Here is a 16,873-nt window from a genome sequence, read left to right as displayed (position 1 = left end):
CCGAGCGGCATCCGCTGCCGTCACCTGGACGACTGAGACGAATAGCCCTGGCCACGGCCGTGGTGATGACGTTCGGACTGCTGGAGGGGGTCGCGTCCGCGGAGCCTCCCGGTGCTCCCGTCGCGGAGCCGCAGGTTCAGGGGCCGGCCGAGGCCGAGGATGCCGCTTCGGCATCGCTGATGGCGCGGTTGCAGAACCGACGGATCGAGGTCACCGGTGAGCGGACCGAGGCGACGACGAGCTGGGCGAACCCCGACGGCTCGATGTCGCTGGAGTCGTACACGGGGCCGGTCCGGTTCAAGGACGACAACGGCACCTGGCGCAAGGTCGATCCGACTCTCGCCGAGGCGCCGGACGGCGGGGTCCACGCGGCCGGGCATCCGCTCGACCTGACGCTGGCCGGCAAGTCGTCGGCCGCGGATGTCGCGCGGATCGAGGCGTCGGGCGGCGAGCCCGGCGAGAAGACGACGCCCGCCGTGCCGCTGGTCTCGCTCGACAGCGGCGAGGGTCACGAGATGACCCTTTCGTGGCGTGGGGCCCTGCCCGACCCGACCGTGCGGGGGACCGAGGCTCGCTACCCGGGCGTGACGACCGGCACCGACATGGTGATCGAGTCGACCCGGACGGGCTTCGAGCAGTTCCTGGAGCTGAAGGACCGCAGCGCCGTCGACGCGACCGGTTCGGTGACGATGACCCTTCAGGCCAAGGGCCTGAAGGTCAGGGCGAACACGGACCGTTCGGTGTCGTTCCTGGACCCGGACACCGACAAGAGCGTGGGCGTGCTGCCCGCTCCGGTGATGTGGGACGCGACGGTCGACCCGAACACGGGCGAACACGAGAACAAGGCCGACGTCGGCCTGAAGGTCACCCAGAACGGTGACACGGTCGACCTCACGCTGACCCCGGACGCCGCCTTCCTCGCCGATCCGGCGACGAAGTTCCCGGTGACGGTCGACCCGGCCGTGAACCTCGGAACGAGCTTCGACACCTTCGTACAGCAGGGCTACACCTCCGACCAGTCGACGTCGACCGAACTGAAGCTGGGCAACAACGGCTCGGGCCAGATAGCCAAGTCCTTCCTCTCCTTCCCGATGTCGAAGATCACCGGCAAGGTGATCAAGTCGTCCAGCCTGAACCTGTGGAACTTCCACTCCTGGTCGTGCAGCGCGCGCAGCTGGGAGGTCTGGGACACGGGCTCCGCCTCCACCAGCACCCGCTACACCGCGCAGCCGAACTGGAACAAGAAGTGGGCGACGTCCACGGCCACCAAGGGCTACTCGTCGACCTGCGCCGACGGCTGGGTGAGCACGGACATCACCAGCCTGGCCGCCACCTGGGCGGCGAACGGCGGCGCGACCAACACGCTCGGCATCCGGGCGACGGACGAGACCGACGAGTACGCGTGGAAGCGGTTCAACTCCGGTAACGCGGCCTCCAACACGCCGTACATCTCGGTCACGTACAACACCAGGCCGGGCGCGGCCACTCCGCTGTCGCCGCTGACCGGCACGGCGACGAACGACACCACACCGACGCTGTCGGGCAAGGCGACCGATGCCGACGGCAACACCGTCCGGCTGACGTTCGAGGTCTGGGCCTCGAACGGAACGGCGGCCCTGCAGTCCGGCACGTCGACGTACGTGGCCTCCGGCGCCACCGCGACCTGGACCCCCGGCACGGCGCTCGCGCCCGGCTCGTACAAGTGGCGCGCCGCGGTCTACGACGGCCAGGACTGGAACGGCACCTGGTCGGCCTGGCAGAACTTCACGGTCGACACCACCGCGCCGGGCGCGCCCTTCGTGTCCTCGACCGCCTACCCCCAGGACGGTGCCTGGCACGGCAGCGGCGGTACGCCGGGCTCGTTCACCTTCACCCCGGCCGTCGGCACCACCGACCTGGCCGGATACGTGTACTCGCTGGACGGTGCCGCTCCGGTGACGGTGTCGGCGACCGGCACGACCACGGTGTCGATCACCCCGTCGGCCGACGGTCACCGCACGCTCAAGGTCCAGACGAAGGACAAGGCGGGCAACGTCTCGACGGCGGTGCTGTACGACTTCCTGGTCGGCCAGGGCGCGATGGTTCGGCCCGCCGAGGGTGCGGTCAGCGCGCGGCGCGTGCAGATCGCGGTCGACGCGCAGCCGAAGTACACGCGCGTGACCTACCAGTGGCGCCGCGGACCCGGTGCGAGTGTCTACGACGTTCCACTGGCGAATCTCACGAAGCAGGACAACACGCCGATCACTTCGGTGAAGGCGCGCCTGTCGGAGGTCGGCGAGTACGCGAACTGGTCGGTTCTGGAGACCCTCGGCCAGGTCGGAGGCGTCGTCCAGGTCCGGGCGATGCTGTACACCGACAACGACGCGGACGCCCCCTACATCAGTGAGTGGCGCGGTTTCACGGTCGACCCGAACGCGGACGGTGCCTCCTCCGACGAGATCGGGCCGGGTTCGGTCAACCTGCTGACCGGCGACTACTCCGTCAACGTCTCCGACGCCGACGAGTTCGGCCTGGCGTCCTCCCGTACGGCCTCGTCCCGGGGCACGGACCGCGGATGGATGCCGCAGGGCCAGCGCCTGACGGCCAACCAGCAGGACGTCTCCACCGACACCACCGGCTTCACCGCCACCACGGCGACGCTCACCCGGGACACCGCACTCGGCCAGGACGGGTCCCCCGACTCGCTGAAGGTCGTGCCGACCACCAACGCGAACGGCGACTCCTTCGCCATGGTCGGCGGCGACCAGACCGCCCTGCGGCTGGGGATGAAGCCCGGTAGGACCTACCGGTTCTCGGCCTGGGCGTACGTGCCCTCCGCGACGGGCCTCTCCCCGCAGCACACCCGCGGCCTGCGGCTGTACGCGGGCTTCTCCACGCCGGGCGGCTTCGTCGAGCCGACCTCCCGGAAGGTGCCGTACACCGACGCGTGGGCGGAACTCTCGCTCGACTTCACGGTCCCGGCGGACGCCACCACGGCCTTCCTGCGGCTCTACAACGGCTTCCCGGCGAACTCCGGCAAGGCCGTGTACTTCGACCACCTCTCCCTGCGTGAGCTGGTCGCCCCGTTCGGCCCGGAGTGGGCGGGCGGCGCCGCGGGCGGCGTGACGGACAACGAGCTGAACTCGCTCACCTTCCCGGGCAAGGACGTCGCGGTCCTCACCAACTACGACGACTCGACGATCACCTTCGCCAAGAGCTCGGACGGGTCGTTCAGCCCCGAGCCCGGTTCCGAGGGTCTGCTCCTGAAGGCGTCCGGCAGTGACTACCTGCTGACCGAGGACGACGGCACGCTGACCCGCTTCAAGAAGCAGACCGGGTCCGACGTGTATGTCGTCGACAGCGTCTCCGGTACGGACGAGGCGTCCACCAGCCGGTACGTGTACGACACGACCGACGGCCGCACGCTCGTCAAGCGCGTGATCGGCGAGGCCGAGCCGGGCGTCGACGACGCCGGGCAGTGCGCGGGGAGCGTCCCGGCGCGCGGCTGCGAGGTCCTGGAGTACGTCTACGCGACGGCGACCACCGCCACGGCCACCACGCCCGGCGACTTCACCGACCGGGTGAAGGCGGTGCGGGTCTGGTCCTGGGACCCGGGCGCCGGTGCCGAAACGGCCGTCGACGTGGCCTCGTACCGCTACGACTCCCTCGGCCGGCTGGCCGAGGCGTGGGACCCGCGCAAGGGCTCGGCCGACGACACCGCGGTCTTCAAGACGCTCTACGCGTACGACAGCGGCAACCGCCTCACCAAGATCGACACCGCGGGCGAGCTGCCCTGGTACTTCGACTACGGCCCTGCCGGCGCCGACCAGGACCCGGGCCGTCTGCTCCGGGTCCGCCGTCCCGCGCTGAAGCCGGGCAGCAAGGACGTCGCCGAGGGCGAGACCGCCTCCACGGTGGTCTACGAAGTCCCGCTCACCCGCGGTGCCGGCGGGCCCTACGACCTCGACGGTGCCAGCGCCGCCAGATGGGGTCAGGCGGATGTGCCCACGGACGCGACCGCCGTCTTCGACGTCGAATCCACCCCCGCGACGAACACGGCCACGGCGACGACGCCGGGCAAGGACGGCTACCAGCCGGCCACGGTCCACTACCTCAACGCCTCGGCGCAGGAGGTGAACACCGCCACCTGGTCCCCGACCGGTGCCGGTGACATCGACACCGCGGAGTTCGACCGCTTCGGCAACACGGTCCGCACCCTCGACGCCACGGGTCGTCTGCTCGCCCTGGGCCTGGGGGAGAACCTCGACGAGAAGGTGATCGAGCTCGGACTGCCCGACGACTCCGCCGCGCGCGCAGGCCTCCTCGACGCGCGGAACGTCTACAGCCGTGACGGCCAGGACCTGCTGGAGGAGACCGGGCCGGTCTTCCGCGCCCTCCTGGACGAGCCGGTGCCGGCGCAGGCCGACCCTCCCCTGCCGGCGCTCGCCGTCGGGGCCTCGGTCGTCGTGCGCGAGCACACCGTCCACAAGTACGACGAGGGCAAGCCCGACGGCGCGGCCTACCACCTGGAGACCACGGCCCTCGACGGCGCCAGGATCGAGGGCTACACCGACGACGTCGAGGTCCGGGTCACCAAGACCGGCTACGACACCCCGATCGGCGGCACCTCCGGCTGGACCCTGCGCACCGAGACCTCGGTGACGACGGACGCGGTGACCGGCGGGGCGAACCTGACGGCGCTCATCAAGTACGACGCGGCCGGCCGCGCGGTCGAGTCCCGCAGGCCGGGCTCGAACGGCACCGACACCGGCACGGTGAAGACCGTGTTCTACACGGCCGGCGCCAACCCTGCCGACGCCGCCTGCGGCAACCGTCCCGAATGGGCCGGCAACCCGTGCGTCACGCTCCCCGGCGGGGCGGTGACCGGCGCGGACACCGCGCGCATGCCGGACACCCTGCCGGTCAAGCGGATCACCCGCTACTCCCGCCACGGCGACATCGAGGAGGTCACCGAGACCAACGCGGGCAAGACCCGCACGTCGACCACCGTCTACGACGCGGCCGACCGGATCGTCTCGACGAAGATCACCGGTGACCTCGGCCAGGACCTCCCCGAGGTCACGACCGAGTACGACCCGGTGGCCGGCAACGCCGTCAGGACCACGGCCGGCGGGAAGACCATCACCAGGGTCTTCGACGCGCTCGACCGCCTGCTCTCCTACACGGACGCGGACGGCGGCACGACCACGACCGAGTTCGACAAGTTCGGCAAACCGGTCAAGGTCAGCGACGGCACCGGCTCCACCACCTACACGTACGACCGCGCTCAGGAACCGCGCGGCATGGTCACCTCGGTGACCGACAGCATCGCGGGCACCTTCACCGCCAAGTACGGCCCCGACGGCCAGCTCACCGAGCAGACCTACCCCGGCGGTTACGTCCGCAAGGACACGTTCAACGCGAGCGGCGCCGCCACCGGCCGCACGTACAGCCGCGTTTCCGACGGCGAGGTCGTCTACGGCCAGCACCTGGACATGACGACCCAGGGCGCCGTCGCCGCCGACACCAACTCCACCGACAGCAAGGAGTACACCTACGACCGCCTCGGCCGCCTGACCAAGGCGACCCAGACCACCGATGCCGGCTGCACCACCCGCGCCTACGCCTTCGACGAGGCCGGGCGCAGCATCGCCGGCCGCATGAACCGCACCTCCAAGACGGTCTTCGCCGCCGCCGAGGACGGCTCGTGCACCAGCACCGGCGGCACGGTCACCGCCAGTTCGTACGACAGCGCCGACCGGCTGCTGACCGGCGGCTACACGTACGACGCCTTCGGCCGCACCACGGCCACCGGCACCGGCTCGGTCAACACCTACTGGGACAACGACCTCGTCGCCTCCCAGACCGTGGGCGACAAGCGCCAGTCCTGGTCCCTCGACCCGGCCCACCGCTTCACCGCCTTCACCACCGAGATCAAGCAGCCGGACGGCACCTGGGCCAACTCGACCAGCAAGCTCAACCACTACGGGGACGACTCCGACGAGCCCCGCTGGATCATCGAGGACACCACCCAGGGCACCCTGACGCGCAACGTCTCCGGCCCGGACGGCGACCTCACGGCCACCACCTCCGCGACCGGCGACACCGAGCTGCAGTTCGCCAACCTGCACGGCGACATCGCCGTCGCCCTCGACACCGCGATGACCGCGCCGAAGGTCTTCACCTTCGACGAGTTCGGCATCGCCGCCGAGGGGCAGACCACCCAGCGGTACGGCTGGCTCGGCGCCAAGCAGCGCTCCTCCGAGGCCCTCGACGAGGTCATCCTCATGGGAGCCCGCCTCTACAGTCCCGAGCTCGGCCGCTTCCTGCAGGTCGACCCGGAGCCCGGAGGCAACGCCAATCCGTACGACTACTGTGCGGGCGACCCCGTCAACTGCACCGATCTCGACGGGAACTGGGGCTTCAGCTTCAAGAAGATGTTCAAGCGCGTCGCCCGCGTGGCGGAAGTCGCCTCGTACATCCCCGGCCCCATCGGAAACATAGCCTCCGCCGTCGGAGCCATCTCCTACGCCGCCACCGGCAACTGGCGCAAGGCCGCCGAGATGAGCGTCGGCATCGCCTTCGGCTCGGCCGGCCGCCTCGCCGTCAGGGGATTCAAGGCGGCACGGGCCCTGCGGAAGGCGAACCGGGTCAGACGCTGGGCCTCCCGCGCGAAGCGGGCGTCCCGGTACACGGGGTGCAAGCGCCGCTGGAACTCGTTCGCGCCGGACACACCCGTCCTGATGGCCGACGGCACCTACAAGCCGATCGGTGACATCCAGGTCGGCGAGTACGTCACCGCGACCGACCCGGAGACCGGCGCCTCCGGTCCGCAGCCGGTTCTCGACGTCATCACCGGTTTCGGGACCAAGCACATCGTCGAGATCGACACCGATCTCGATCCGACGACGCCTTCGCTGCACGCCACGGCGGAACACCCCCTGTGGGTGAAGGGCCGCGGCTGGACGAACGCCGTCGACGTCGAACCCGGCGACCTGCTGATGTCGTCCGACGGGAAGACGAGTTCCGTCACGGAGGTCGACGACCGCGGCGAGGTCCCCGACCAGTTCGTCGTCAACCTCAACGTCGGCAACGTGCACACCTTCAGCGTGCAGAGCGGTTGGGGAGAGATCCTCACCCATAACTCCGCGTGCGGGTACCACGGAAATTCGCTCAAGTGCACGTGCCCGGCCTACGTGTATTCCATCTACCGCAACGGAAAGGTCTGGAAGTACGGCGAAGGAAAGGGCAACCGCGTCCAGAGCCAGGTCAACAAGAAGAAGCGGACGCACCCCCAGCACTCCTGGTCGTACAGAATTCACCACACGTACTCCTCCGGGAAGAAGGAGGCGCGGTGGATGGAGGGCTGGCTGATCCGGAGATGGAAGCGGCTGAACGGCGGCAATCGCCCGCCGGGTAATCCGGTCGACAGATAGCACCGATCAGCCCCGGTAGTCCTGTAGTGCCTGGTGAGTCGGAGGGGTGCCCCAGCGGCGCCCCTCCGACTCCCTGGTCCCTTGTTCCGTTTCGGCGTGTCGAGTAAGTTGCCTCGCAGCCGTGATCCAAGGAGTGAAAGTTGAACGAGTCCGAGTTCTGGGAAATCATCGAGACGTCCACCGACGCCGATGCCTCGATCCACTGCGGAACGATCTCGGCCAGGCTGGCCGACCGTTCACCGAGCGAGATCACCGCGTTCGCCGACGCACTGGCCGAGTCACTTTTCCGGCTCGATCTCAAGATTCTCGCCGATACACCGGTCAAGGGGGCCGTTTCCCGGTCAGGGCGGCCCGTTCCGCTGTCCGAGGACGGATTCCTTTACGCCCGCTGCGCCGTGATCCTGGCAGGCAGGAAGGCGTACGAGGAAATCCTCGCGGATCCGGCGGGGGCCGACTTCTCTCCCTACACGAGCGACGAGGCCGCCGCGGCGGAAGAGTTGCTCGAAGCCGCCCCGACCGCCTTCGGGCGGGTCACCGGGACGGAGTGGGAGCACGTCGAGCCCTTCGACTACGAGACCGGCAGCAACGAGGACGGCTGGGCCTGACCCGACTGCCGGAGCTGTTACGAAGGCCCAGGTCAAAGACCCGGGCCTTCGTCGTCGTCCGGGCCTGTGACTCAGGCCGACAGCGCGTCCAGGGCGGCGAGGTCCTCCGGGGCGAGACGCAGGTCGGCTGCCGCGGTGTTGTCCTCCACATGGGCCACCGAGGAGGTGCCGGGGATGGGGAGGACGACCGGTGACCTGGCCATCGTCCAGGCGAGTTTGACCTGTTCGGGAGAGGCTCCGTTCCGGGCGGCGATCCGGGCGAGCGGCTCGGACGGTTCGCGGCGGCCCAGGGTTTCCAGGGAGAAGAAGGGCACGAAGGCGATGCCCTGCCGGGTGCAGGCGTCGAGGACGTCCGGGTGCCGGCGGTGGAAGAGGCCGTACATGTTCTGCACCGCCACCACCGGGGCGATCCGCTGTGCCCTGGCGAGCTGGCCGGTGGTCGTGTTGCTGAGGCCGAGGTGCCGGATCAGTCCCTCCTCCCGCAGGGCGGCGAGCGCACCGAACCGTTCGGCCACTGTCTCGTCGTCGTCCTCGTGGAGCCGCAGATGGACGAGGTCGAGACGGTCCCGGCCGAGTTCCCGCAGGGTGCGGTGGACCCCGGCGACGAGTTCCCGGGGGCCGGCCGGGGCGCCCCAACTGCCGTCGGGGTGCCGGACCGGGCCGACCTTGGCCGCCAGGACCAGGTCCTCGGGGTAGGGGTGCAGGACGCGGCGGATCAGGCCGTTGGCCGAGAGCCCGCCGTGGAAGTAGAACCAGGCGGTGTCGATGTGGTTCACCCCGAGCTCGACGGCCCGCCTCAGCACTGCCGCCGACGTCTCCGGGTCGTTCGCGGGACCGGCGATCTCGCGGGCGGGAAGCCGCATGGCACCGAAGCCCATGCGGGCGACGGGAAGGTCTCCGCCGAGAAGGAAGACGGCGGACGGATTCTCATGGGCTGTGGTCATGCCTCCAGATCCTCGGGAAGCCTCGCGCCGGAGGCCAACGACTGGCAGTTTGATGCCATGACGGCGAAAGACATCGTGACGCTACGGGGCGAGGCCGAGCTGGCACGGCGTGCGGGTGCCCTGTTCGAGGGAGCGCGGCGGGAGTTCCTCTGTGCCGCCGGGGAACCCGAAACATGGTCGGCCGCCGCCCCGCGCGCACGTCGCCCGCTCCCGCCCGGTCTCGTGCTGCGCAAGCTGTACGGGCCCGGCGTCTTCCAGGACCTCGGCGGCCGGGAGTTGCTCGACCGCCTCGCCGGGGCCGGCGCGGAGATCCGGATCTCGCCCGCTCCCCCGGCCCACGAGGCGATCGTCATCGACCGGCGCCTCGCCGTCCTCGCGGCCCCGCGGTCCGCCACAGGCGAACCCCGTACGTACAGCGTCGTCCAGGAGCCGGACGTGGTGGCCGGGGTGCGCGCCCTGTTCGAGACGGCCTGGGAGACCTCGACGGACCTCGCCACGTACCGCCGCACCCCGTTTCCCCAGCTCGGCGAGGCCGAGCGGACCGTGCTGCGGTCCCTGGCCACCGGGCACACGGACGAGACGGCGTCCCGCCTCCTCGGCGTGTCGCTGCGGACCTACCGGCGCCGGGTCGCCGCCCTCATGGAGGCCCTCGGCGCCCGGTCCCGTTTCCAGGCCGGCCTGCGGGCCCGCGAGATCCTCGGCCGCCGCACGGACTGCTGACAAGTGCCGGGGCGGCCGACGGCGGACACCACCTGTGCCACAACGTGCCGGCAGGGGCGGCGGATCGAAGAGCGGGCGCTCGGTTCGGCGACGGGAGCTCCCGGCCGGACAGGAAGCGTCCCTTTCACACCACCCCGCGGTCCGCGCCTCCGGGTCAGCGGGCGGGGAGCCAGCCTTGCTGGACCGAGCGGACTCCTGCCTCGAAGCGGCTGTGTGCTCCCAGGCGCTCCATGAGATCGCTGGCCAGGCGGCGAGCGGTGCGCGGTGAGACACCGAGCCGCTTGGCGATGGTGTCGTCGGTGTGGCCCTTGGAGAGGAGGTCGATCACGCTCTGCTCCTGGGGGCTGAGGCCCAGATCGCTGACGTCGGCCGCCTCGCCCAGCGGCCGCGCGCTCTCCCAGACGTGCTCGAAGAGGGCGCAGAGCGCCGTGAGGGTGCCCTGGCCGGTGAGGACGACGGCGCCGGCGGCGGTGTCGTCGCTGCTCACCGGGATCACGGCGATGGTCCGGTCCATCAGGATCATCCGGGTGGGCAGCGAGGGAACGGTACGCACCCGCCCGCCGAGTTCGGTGAGCCAGTTCAGGTACGCGACGGTGTGAGGACTGTTGCGCACGCTGTCGAGGTAGACGGTGCGCATACGGACGCCGCGCTCCAGCAGGTCTCGGTTGAGAGGCCGGGCCGCCTCGACGTGCTCGGGTTTCTGGCCGCCGTCGGGCGCGAACGTCATGACCTCCTCGCGGAGGTTCCGGGTCAGCCGCGCGAGGCCGTCGCGGATCTGGTCGATGCCGATGAGCTGCTCGACGCCCGGGTGCATACCGGTGGGCCGCAGATCGGCGTACTCGGCGATGAGCTGGGCCGCGGCGGCGCGGGAAGCCTCGATCCGCAGCTGCTGGGCGGCGAGCTCCTCCTGCTGTCGCGCCATCAGGATCTCCATCCCGATGTCCGGGGAAACGGCCCGCAGCGTTCCCTCGTACTCGCCGGAAGGGCGCAGCAGAGACAGCTCGCTCAAGGTGTCCAGGGAGTGGCGTATCGCCGTCTCCGTCGTCCCGAGACGCGCGGCGAGGGCGCTCACCCCCTCCTGCGGGTGCGCGAGCATGCTGCGGTATACGGCTTCCGACATGGCATCGAGGCCGAGTGCGGTGAGCATTCGGTTCCCCCCTTGTGACAGCTGGCGACTACTCCAGCCCGGGATCATCGCATGAATGCGCGATATTGCCGCCCGAGCGGACGGTGGACGGTTACGGCCACTGCCGGAAACGGCACCATTTATGACCTGTGAAGCTGTTGGCCACTTTGACAACCTCGCTCACATGTATCTGATTCACACCGCACTCAGGCCGCTCGGGCCGGACGCGGTACTCCCCCCACGCCTGAGCGAGTTGGTCCTCTCCATCGCCCGCGCCGACGAGCGTGTCGAGCACGTGGTCACGCACGCCCACGCCCGACCGCATCCCGTCATCGGCGTCTTCCTCCTCGCGGGCTCGCTGGGCGAGGCGGAGGCACGAGCGGAGGCGCTCTGCCATCGCGTCCTCGAAACCCAGCCGTCCCTTGCGAGGTGGGAACTCGTCAGCGCCACGGTGCCCTTGGTGGCCCCTTTCCACGAGCGTCTCCTGTCCTCTCCCGGCCACGGTGGACAGAACCGTCCACTGCCCTTTCCGTCCACCTGATTACTCTTCCACCCCGTCTGAACTGCGACGAAGCTGTACTCGTCAGCCAGGGACACCACCCCGGACGACACCACCGGAGCCCAGCGCCACCGCGGAACGCGAAGCACCGGAAGCCAACCCCCGTCGCACAGAAGGACCACGACCATGCTTCGCATCATCCTCGTCAAGGCCGCCGCGGTCGCCGCCCTCTCCCTCGTCGCACTCGGCACCGTCCACGGGCTCCAGTCCGAGCGGGCCGAGAGCGACTCCTCCGCCTCCGTGGCCTTCGTCGCCTCCGGCCCCAGCGGCGACGTCATCTGGGGCTAGTCGCCGGGGCAGCGCCCGACACCCACCTGTCATCGGCCCTCGTGCGGAGGAAGCAAGTCATCATGAAGTCCGTCAACTCCGACCCTCGTTCGTCCCGGCGACTCGCCGCCGCCGTTCTGCTCGTCGCCGGGCTGATCGGCTCGCTCGGCGCCTGCGCCGGTTCCGACCCGACCGTTCCCCAAGCCCGTCACGCGGCCGTCACGGCCACCCCGGACTCCGGCGCCGGCAGCGCGGACCACGGGGCGGCCGCCCAGGCCTCTCAGGCCCCCAAGCCCCTGGATGCCGGACCGACAGGCCGCGCGTCCGATCCCCTTCCGACGCCGAGCACGGCATCGGGAACTCCACACCGCGCGGAAACCCCGCAGAACCCGTCTCCCCCCGCGTCCACCACTCCCCGACCCACCACACCCCCGTCCGCCGGGCAGCAGCACCTTCCCGAAGACCGGCTGACCGTGACCAAGGCCGCGCGACTCGCCGTGGACATCACCGGGCTGCCCGCCTCGCCGCGGTTCGTGCCCGGCGGTGCACCGGTCGAGTTCACCGTGACCATGCGCAACACCGGTGACACCGACTACCCGCTCATCGCACCCGTGGTCCGCTTCGACCAGTACGACGGAGGCCTCGCTCCCCTCGGCTCGGTGGCCGGACGCCTGGAGCGCCTCGACCCCGCCACCGGCAGCTGGCAACCCGCCTTCCTGCCGCAGGCCTCGGGCATGGACTTCCTCCTTGCCGCCACCGGCGGAGCGCCGCTGCCCAAGGGCGCCACGACGACGATCCGCTACCGGGTCGCGGTCGACACCGGTCTGCGCGCCGGAGTCACCGAACTCCAGGTGTACGCCGTTTCGCAGCCGGCCAACCAGCAGGCCGGGATGGCCGCGGCGAAGGTGACGATCGCGCCCTGAACGGCATCGCCTGATCCACGGGACCACCGCAGGCCGCACCACCTCTGATCGACGACACCACCGTCGACCGCACCACCCCTGATCGACAGCACCACCGTCGACCGCACCACCCCTGATCGACGGCATCACTGCCCGATCACCGCGCCTTCCGCGGCGCGCCCCCTCCTCACTTCACCCGGCACACACGTGCCGAGGACTTCAGCATGCCTACTCATAGGAGACATGACGTGTCAAAGGTTTCGATTCGACGCACCCTGCAGGGAATGCTCGCCACCGCCCTGCTCGCTCCCGCCCTGATGCTCTCCGGCGCCCAGCCCGCCTCCGCCAGCGTGGGTTCCACGATCATGGGGATAGCGGAGCAGAACCTCGGCAACGGCCCGTGCGACACCAACAGCGCCGGAGGGTCCGGTTACTACGGGAGCTGCGGAGAGGCCTGGTGCGCCGACTTCGCGAAGTGGGTCTGGTCCCAGGCCGGCGTCGACGTCGCCGGCCTCACCGCGGCCGCCGGAAGCTTCGGCCAGTACAACGGCGGCCTGAAGAGCACCCCGCACGTCGGTGACGCGGTGGTCTTCAACTACAACGGCGCCGGATACGCCGACCACGTGGCCCTCGTGAAGTCCATCAACGCCGACGGCACGATCACCACGGTGGGCGGCAACCAGAGCGGCGCCGTCACCTACGGCACCATCACGGCCGACGGCTACTACTCCAGCCAGCGCGTCAGCGGATACGTCTCGCCGATCGGCGGTGTGGACCGGGACCCTGCGATGGCGGAGGGGATGTCGCCGATCATCGGTGTCGGCGACATCAACAAGACGGGCGTGGCGGATTTCGTGGCACGCGGTTCGGACGGCCACCTCTACACGTACATGGGCATCGGTGACGGGTCGTTCTCCGGCCGCACCGACCTCGGCGGCGGCTGGAACCAGTACGACATGGTCATCGGCGCCGGCGACATCAACAAGACCGGCGTGCCGGACCTCCTGGCACGCGACAAGACGACCGGCCACCTCTACTCCTACATGGGCACCGGCGACGGCAAGTTCTCCGGCCGCACCGACCTCGGCGGCGGCTGGGACCAGTACAACCTGATCGTGGGCGCCGGCGACATGAACTCCACCGGCGTCGCCGACATCATCGCGCGTGACGGCAACGGCGACCTGTGGATCTACATGGGCATCGGCGACGGCAAGTTCACCGGCCGCACCAAGATCGGCTACGGCTGGAACCAGTACGACACCATCGTCGGCGTCGGCGACATCAACAAGACCGGCGTACCGGACCTGGTCGCACGCGACAAGGCGACCGGCCACCTCTACTCCTACATGGGCATCGGCGACGGCACCCTGTCGGGCCGCACCGACCTCGGCGGCGGCTGGGACCAGTACACCGCGATCGCCGGACCCGGCGACATCAACTCCACCGGCGTCGCCGACCTGATCGCACGCGACGGCAACGGCGACCTGTACACGTACATGGGCATCGGCGACGGCAAGTTCACCGGCCGCACCAAGACCGGCTACGGCTACAACATCTACAGCTGAGGGTGACCGGCAGGCGCGCGGGGGTCTCTCCCGCGCGCCGATCCTCCCCTCCCCCCTCCCCTCTCTTTCCCCTCTCGTCCTTCCCGTGCCGTGGTTCCCCGTGCCCGGCGCCCCCGACTTCCCGGAGATCTCCATGCAGCGTCACCTGCCCCTGTCCCGAGCGCGCAAGGCCGCCGGTGTCCTCGTCGTCGCCGCCGCCCTCGCCGCTTCCGCCCTGGGCGGCGGCACCGCCGGCGCGGCTTCGCTCGCCACGTGGGACAAGCTCGCCGAGTGCGAGAGCGGAGGCAACTGGAGCCTCAACTCGGGCAACGGCTACTACGGCGGAATCCAGTTCAGCCTGAGCACCTGGCAGTCGATGGGCGGCACCCAGTACGCCGCCTACCCGCACCAGGCCACGAGGGAGCAGCAGATCACCATCGGCGAGAAGCTCCTCGACACCGCCGGCGAGAACCAGTGGCCCGTCTGCGGCCCGCAGGTGGGGCTCGGTTCCGACCCCGCCGACCCGTTCCCCACCACGCCGTCCGAGCCTCCGATGGCGGAGGGGATGTCGCCGATCATCGGTGTCGGCGACATCAACAAGACGGGCGTGGCGGATTTCGTGGCACGTGGTTCGGACGGCCACCTCTACACGTACATGGGCATCGGTGACGGGTCGTTCTCCGGCCGCACCGACCTGGGCGGCGGCTGGAACCAGTACGACATGGTCATCGGCGCCGGCGACATCAACAAGACCGGCGTGCCGGACCTCCTGGCACGCGACAAGACGACCGGCCACCTCTACTCCTACATGGGCACCGGCGACGGCAAGTTCTCCGGCCGCACCGACCTCGGCGGCGGCTGGGACCAGTACAACCTGATCGTGGGCGCCGGCGACATGAACTCCACCGGCGTCGCCGACATCATCGCGCGTGACGGCAACGGCGACCTGTGGATCTACATGGGCATCGGCGACGGCAAGTTCACCGGCCGCACCAAGATCGGCTACGGCTGGAACCAGTACGACACCATCGTCGGCGTCGGCGACATCAACAAGACCGGCGTACCGGACCTGGTCGCACGCGACAAGGCGACCGGCCACCTCTACTCCTACATGGGCATCGGCGACGGCACCCTGTCGGGCCGCACCGACCTCGGCGGCGGCTGGGACCAGTACACCGCGATCGCCGGACCCGGCGACATCAACTCCACCGGCGTCGCCGACCTGATCGCACGCGACGGCAACGGCGACCTGTACACGTACATGGGCATCGGCGACGGCAAGTTCACCGGCCGCACCAAGACCGGCTACGGCTACAACATCTACAGCTGAACCACACCTGACCCACGGCTGAATCTCCGGCCTCACCGCCGTCGAGAACGCCGTTCCTCCCGTGGCACGGGCGGCGGGACCACGCGGACCGCTCCGGAACCCCGCCGCCCGCTCCACCCTTCTCCCCCGACTCTCCTCAGCGAAGGATCCTTCATGTCCATACGTCGCTCGCTCCATGCCGCTCTTGTCGTCGCGATCTCGGCGGGAACGCTCACCCTCGGCGCGTCCGGTGCGCACGCCGCCGAACGCCCCGACTTCCAGCTTCCCGCTCCCTGTGGAGAGACCTGGACGGCCAGCACCTACGCCGATCACAACCCGGCGAACTCCGTCGACCTCAACCGTTATCCCGGTGACGACACCGGACTGCCCGTGGCGGCCAGTGCCGCCGGCACCGTCGAGGTGGCCGGAGACAGCGGGGGCTGGGCGGGCATACACGTCCGCATCAACCACGGTGGCGGCTGGACCACCCACTACGCGCATCTGTCCGCCGTCGACGTCACCGCCGGTGCCTCGGTGAGCGCGGGGCAGACCATCGGCAGGGTCGGCAACACCGGCAACTCCCAGGGCGCCCACCTGCACTTCGAAGAGACCCTCAACGGCGCGGGCCAGACCGTCACCTTCGACGGCGTGACGTACAACGGCGGGACGCAGGAGTTCGTCAGCAAGAACTGCGGCGCGCCGGAGCCGGCGATGGCGGCGGGGGTGTCCCCGATCATCGGTGTCGGCGACATCAACAACACCGGCGTCGCCGACTACCTCGCCCGCGGCACCGACGGCCACCTCTACTCCTACATGGGCAAGGGCGACGGCACCTTCACCGGCCGCACCGACCTGGGCGGCGGCTGGAACCAGTACGACATGGTCATCGGCGCCGGGGACATCAACAAGACCGGCAACCCCGACCTCCTCGCCCGCGGCACCGACGGCCACCTCTACTCCTACATGGGCACCGGCGACGGCAAGTTCACCGGACGCACCGACCTCGGCGGCGGCTGGAACAAGTACAACCTCATCGTCGGCGCCGGCGACATCAACAACACCGGCGTCGCCGACATCATCGCCCGCGACGCCAACGGCGACCTCTGGGCCCACATGGGCATCGGCGACGGCACCTTCACCGGACCCACCAAGATCGGCTACGGCTGGGACCAGTACGACACCATCATCGGCGCCGGGGACATCAACAAGACCGGCAACCCCGACCTCCTCGCCCGCGGCGCCGACGGGCACCTCTACTCCTACATGGGCAAGGGCGACGGCACCTTCACCGGACGCACCGACCTCGGCGGCGGCTGGAACCAGTACAACGCCATCACCGGCCCCGGAGACATCAACAACACCGGCGTCGCCGACATCATCGCCCGTAACGCCAACGGCGACCTCTACTCCCACATGGGCATCGGCGACGGCACCTTCACCGGAGCCACCAAGATCGGCTACGGCTACAACATCTACAGCTGA

Annotated in this window: 11 protein-coding genes; 9 read left to right on the top strand and 2 right to left on the bottom strand. The window is 69.8% G+C overall.

Annotation, left to right across the window (positions count from 1 at the left end):
* Positions 1 to 179: 179 nt before the first annotated feature.
* Positions 180 to 7,415: a DNRLRE domain-containing protein gene (locus ACFYUS_RS22355; RefSeq protein ID WP_388854666.1), complete on the top strand. Its 7,236-nt coding sequence runs from the start codon at positions 180 to 182 to the stop codon at positions 7,413 to 7,415.
* A gap of 140 nt (positions 7,416 to 7,555) precedes the next feature.
* Positions 7,556 to 8,020 carry a DUF4240 domain-containing protein gene (locus tag ACFYUS_RS22350; protein WP_388854663.1) on the top strand — a complete coding sequence of 155 codons (465 nt, stop codon included), beginning with the start codon at positions 7,556 to 7,558 and terminating at the stop codon, positions 8,018 to 8,020.
* Between the two features lie 71 nt (positions 8,021 to 8,091).
* Here ACFYUS_RS22350 and ACFYUS_RS22345 read toward each other — a convergent pair whose 3' ends face one another.
* On the bottom strand, positions 8,092 to 8,964 hold the full coding sequence (locus ACFYUS_RS22345; protein WP_388854660.1) for an oxidoreductase: 873 nt from the start codon (positions 8,962 to 8,964) through the stop codon (positions 8,092 to 8,094).
* A gap of 57 nt (positions 8,965 to 9,021) precedes the next feature.
* Here ACFYUS_RS22345 and ACFYUS_RS22340 point away from each other — a divergent pair, with 57 nt between their 5' ends.
* Positions 9,022 to 9,684, top strand: a complete 663-nt coding sequence (locus tag ACFYUS_RS22340; protein WP_388854657.1) for a DNA-binding response regulator — start codon at positions 9,022 to 9,024, stop codon at positions 9,682 to 9,684.
* Between the two features lie 154 nt (positions 9,685 to 9,838).
* Here the strand turns inward: ACFYUS_RS22340 and ACFYUS_RS22335 are convergent, their stop codons facing one another.
* A complete protein-coding gene (locus ACFYUS_RS22335; RefSeq protein ID WP_388854654.1) occupies positions 9,839 to 10,831 on the bottom strand; it encodes a LuxR C-terminal-related transcriptional regulator in 993 nt (330 codons plus the stop codon).
* Positions 10,832 to 10,994: 163 nt separating this feature from the next.
* Between ACFYUS_RS22335 and ACFYUS_RS22330 the strand changes: the two genes are divergently transcribed.
* The 6 genes from ACFYUS_RS22330 to ACFYUS_RS22305 all read left to right on the top strand — a co-directional run bounded on the left by ACFYUS_RS22330 (position 10,995) and on the right by ACFYUS_RS22305 (position 16,873).
* Positions 10,995 to 11,351, top strand: a complete 357-nt coding sequence (locus tag ACFYUS_RS22330) for a hypothetical protein (RefSeq protein WP_388854651.1) — start codon at positions 10,995 to 10,997, stop codon at positions 11,349 to 11,351.
* A 144-nt stretch (positions 11,352 to 11,495) separates the two neighbouring features.
* The gene (locus ACFYUS_RS22325; protein WP_388854648.1) at positions 11,496 to 11,657 is read left to right on the top strand and encodes a hypothetical protein; all 162 of its coding nucleotides are present in this window, start codon (positions 11,496 to 11,498) and stop codon (positions 11,655 to 11,657) included.
* A gap of 62 nt (positions 11,658 to 11,719) precedes the next feature.
* Positions 11,720 to 12,559: a hypothetical protein gene (locus ACFYUS_RS22320; RefSeq protein WP_388854645.1), complete on the top strand. Its 840-nt coding sequence runs from the start codon at positions 11,720 to 11,722 to the stop codon at positions 12,557 to 12,559.
* Between the two features lie 263 nt (positions 12,560 to 12,822).
* Entirely contained in the window at positions 12,823 to 14,103 is a 1,281-nt protein-coding gene (locus tag ACFYUS_RS22315; RefSeq protein WP_388854642.1) for an FG-GAP-like repeat-containing protein, read from the top strand.
* Positions 14,104 to 14,236: 133 nt separating this feature from the next.
* Positions 14,237 to 15,412 carry a transglycosylase family protein gene (locus ACFYUS_RS22310; protein ID WP_388855163.1) on the top strand — a complete coding sequence of 392 codons (1,176 nt, stop codon included), beginning with the start codon at positions 14,237 to 14,239 and terminating at the stop codon, positions 15,410 to 15,412.
* 153 nt (positions 15,413 to 15,565) lie between these two features.
* Entirely contained in the window at positions 15,566 to 16,873 is a 1,308-nt protein-coding gene (locus tag ACFYUS_RS22305) for a peptidoglycan DD-metalloendopeptidase family protein (protein WP_388854639.1), read from the top strand.

Origin of the sequence: Streptomyces sp. NPDC004284 (assembly GCF_042874035.1) — a bacterium.
Taxonomy (GTDB): Bacteria; Actinomycetota; Actinomycetes; order Streptomycetales; family Streptomycetaceae; genus Streptomyces.
This window is presented reverse-complemented; position numbering and strand designations above follow the sequence as displayed.

Coding starts and splice junctions, on each gene's coding strand:
- ACFYUS_RS22345 (WP_388854660.1), bottom strand. CDS start 8,964: ATGACCACAGCCCATGAGAATCCGTCCGCCGTCTTCCTTCTCGGCGGA.
- ACFYUS_RS22340 (WP_388854657.1), top strand. CDS start 9,022: ATGACGGCGAAAGACATCGTGACGCTACGGGGCGAGGCCGAGCTGGCA.
- ACFYUS_RS22320 (WP_388854645.1), top strand. CDS start 11,720: ATGAAGTCCGTCAACTCCGACCCTCGTTCGTCCCGGCGACTCGCCGCC.
- ACFYUS_RS22355 (WP_388854666.1), top strand. CDS start 180: ATGGCGCGGTTGCAGAACCGACGGATCGAGGTCACCGGTGAGCGGACC.
- ACFYUS_RS22315 (WP_388854642.1), top strand. CDS start 12,823: ATGCTCGCCACCGCCCTGCTCGCTCCCGCCCTGATGCTCTCCGGCGCC.
- ACFYUS_RS22305 (WP_388854639.1), top strand. CDS start 15,566: ATGTCCATACGTCGCTCGCTCCATGCCGCTCTTGTCGTCGCGATCTCG.
- ACFYUS_RS22325 (WP_388854648.1), top strand. CDS start 11,496: ATGCTTCGCATCATCCTCGTCAAGGCCGCCGCGGTCGCCGCCCTCTCC.
- ACFYUS_RS22330 (WP_388854651.1), top strand. CDS start 10,995: ATGTATCTGATTCACACCGCACTCAGGCCGCTCGGGCCGGACGCGGTA.
- ACFYUS_RS22335 (WP_388854654.1), bottom strand. CDS start 10,831: ATGCTCACCGCACTCGGCCTCGATGCCATGTCGGAAGCCGTATACCGC.
- ACFYUS_RS22310 (WP_388855163.1), top strand. CDS start 14,237: ATGCAGCGTCACCTGCCCCTGTCCCGAGCGCGCAAGGCCGCCGGTGTC.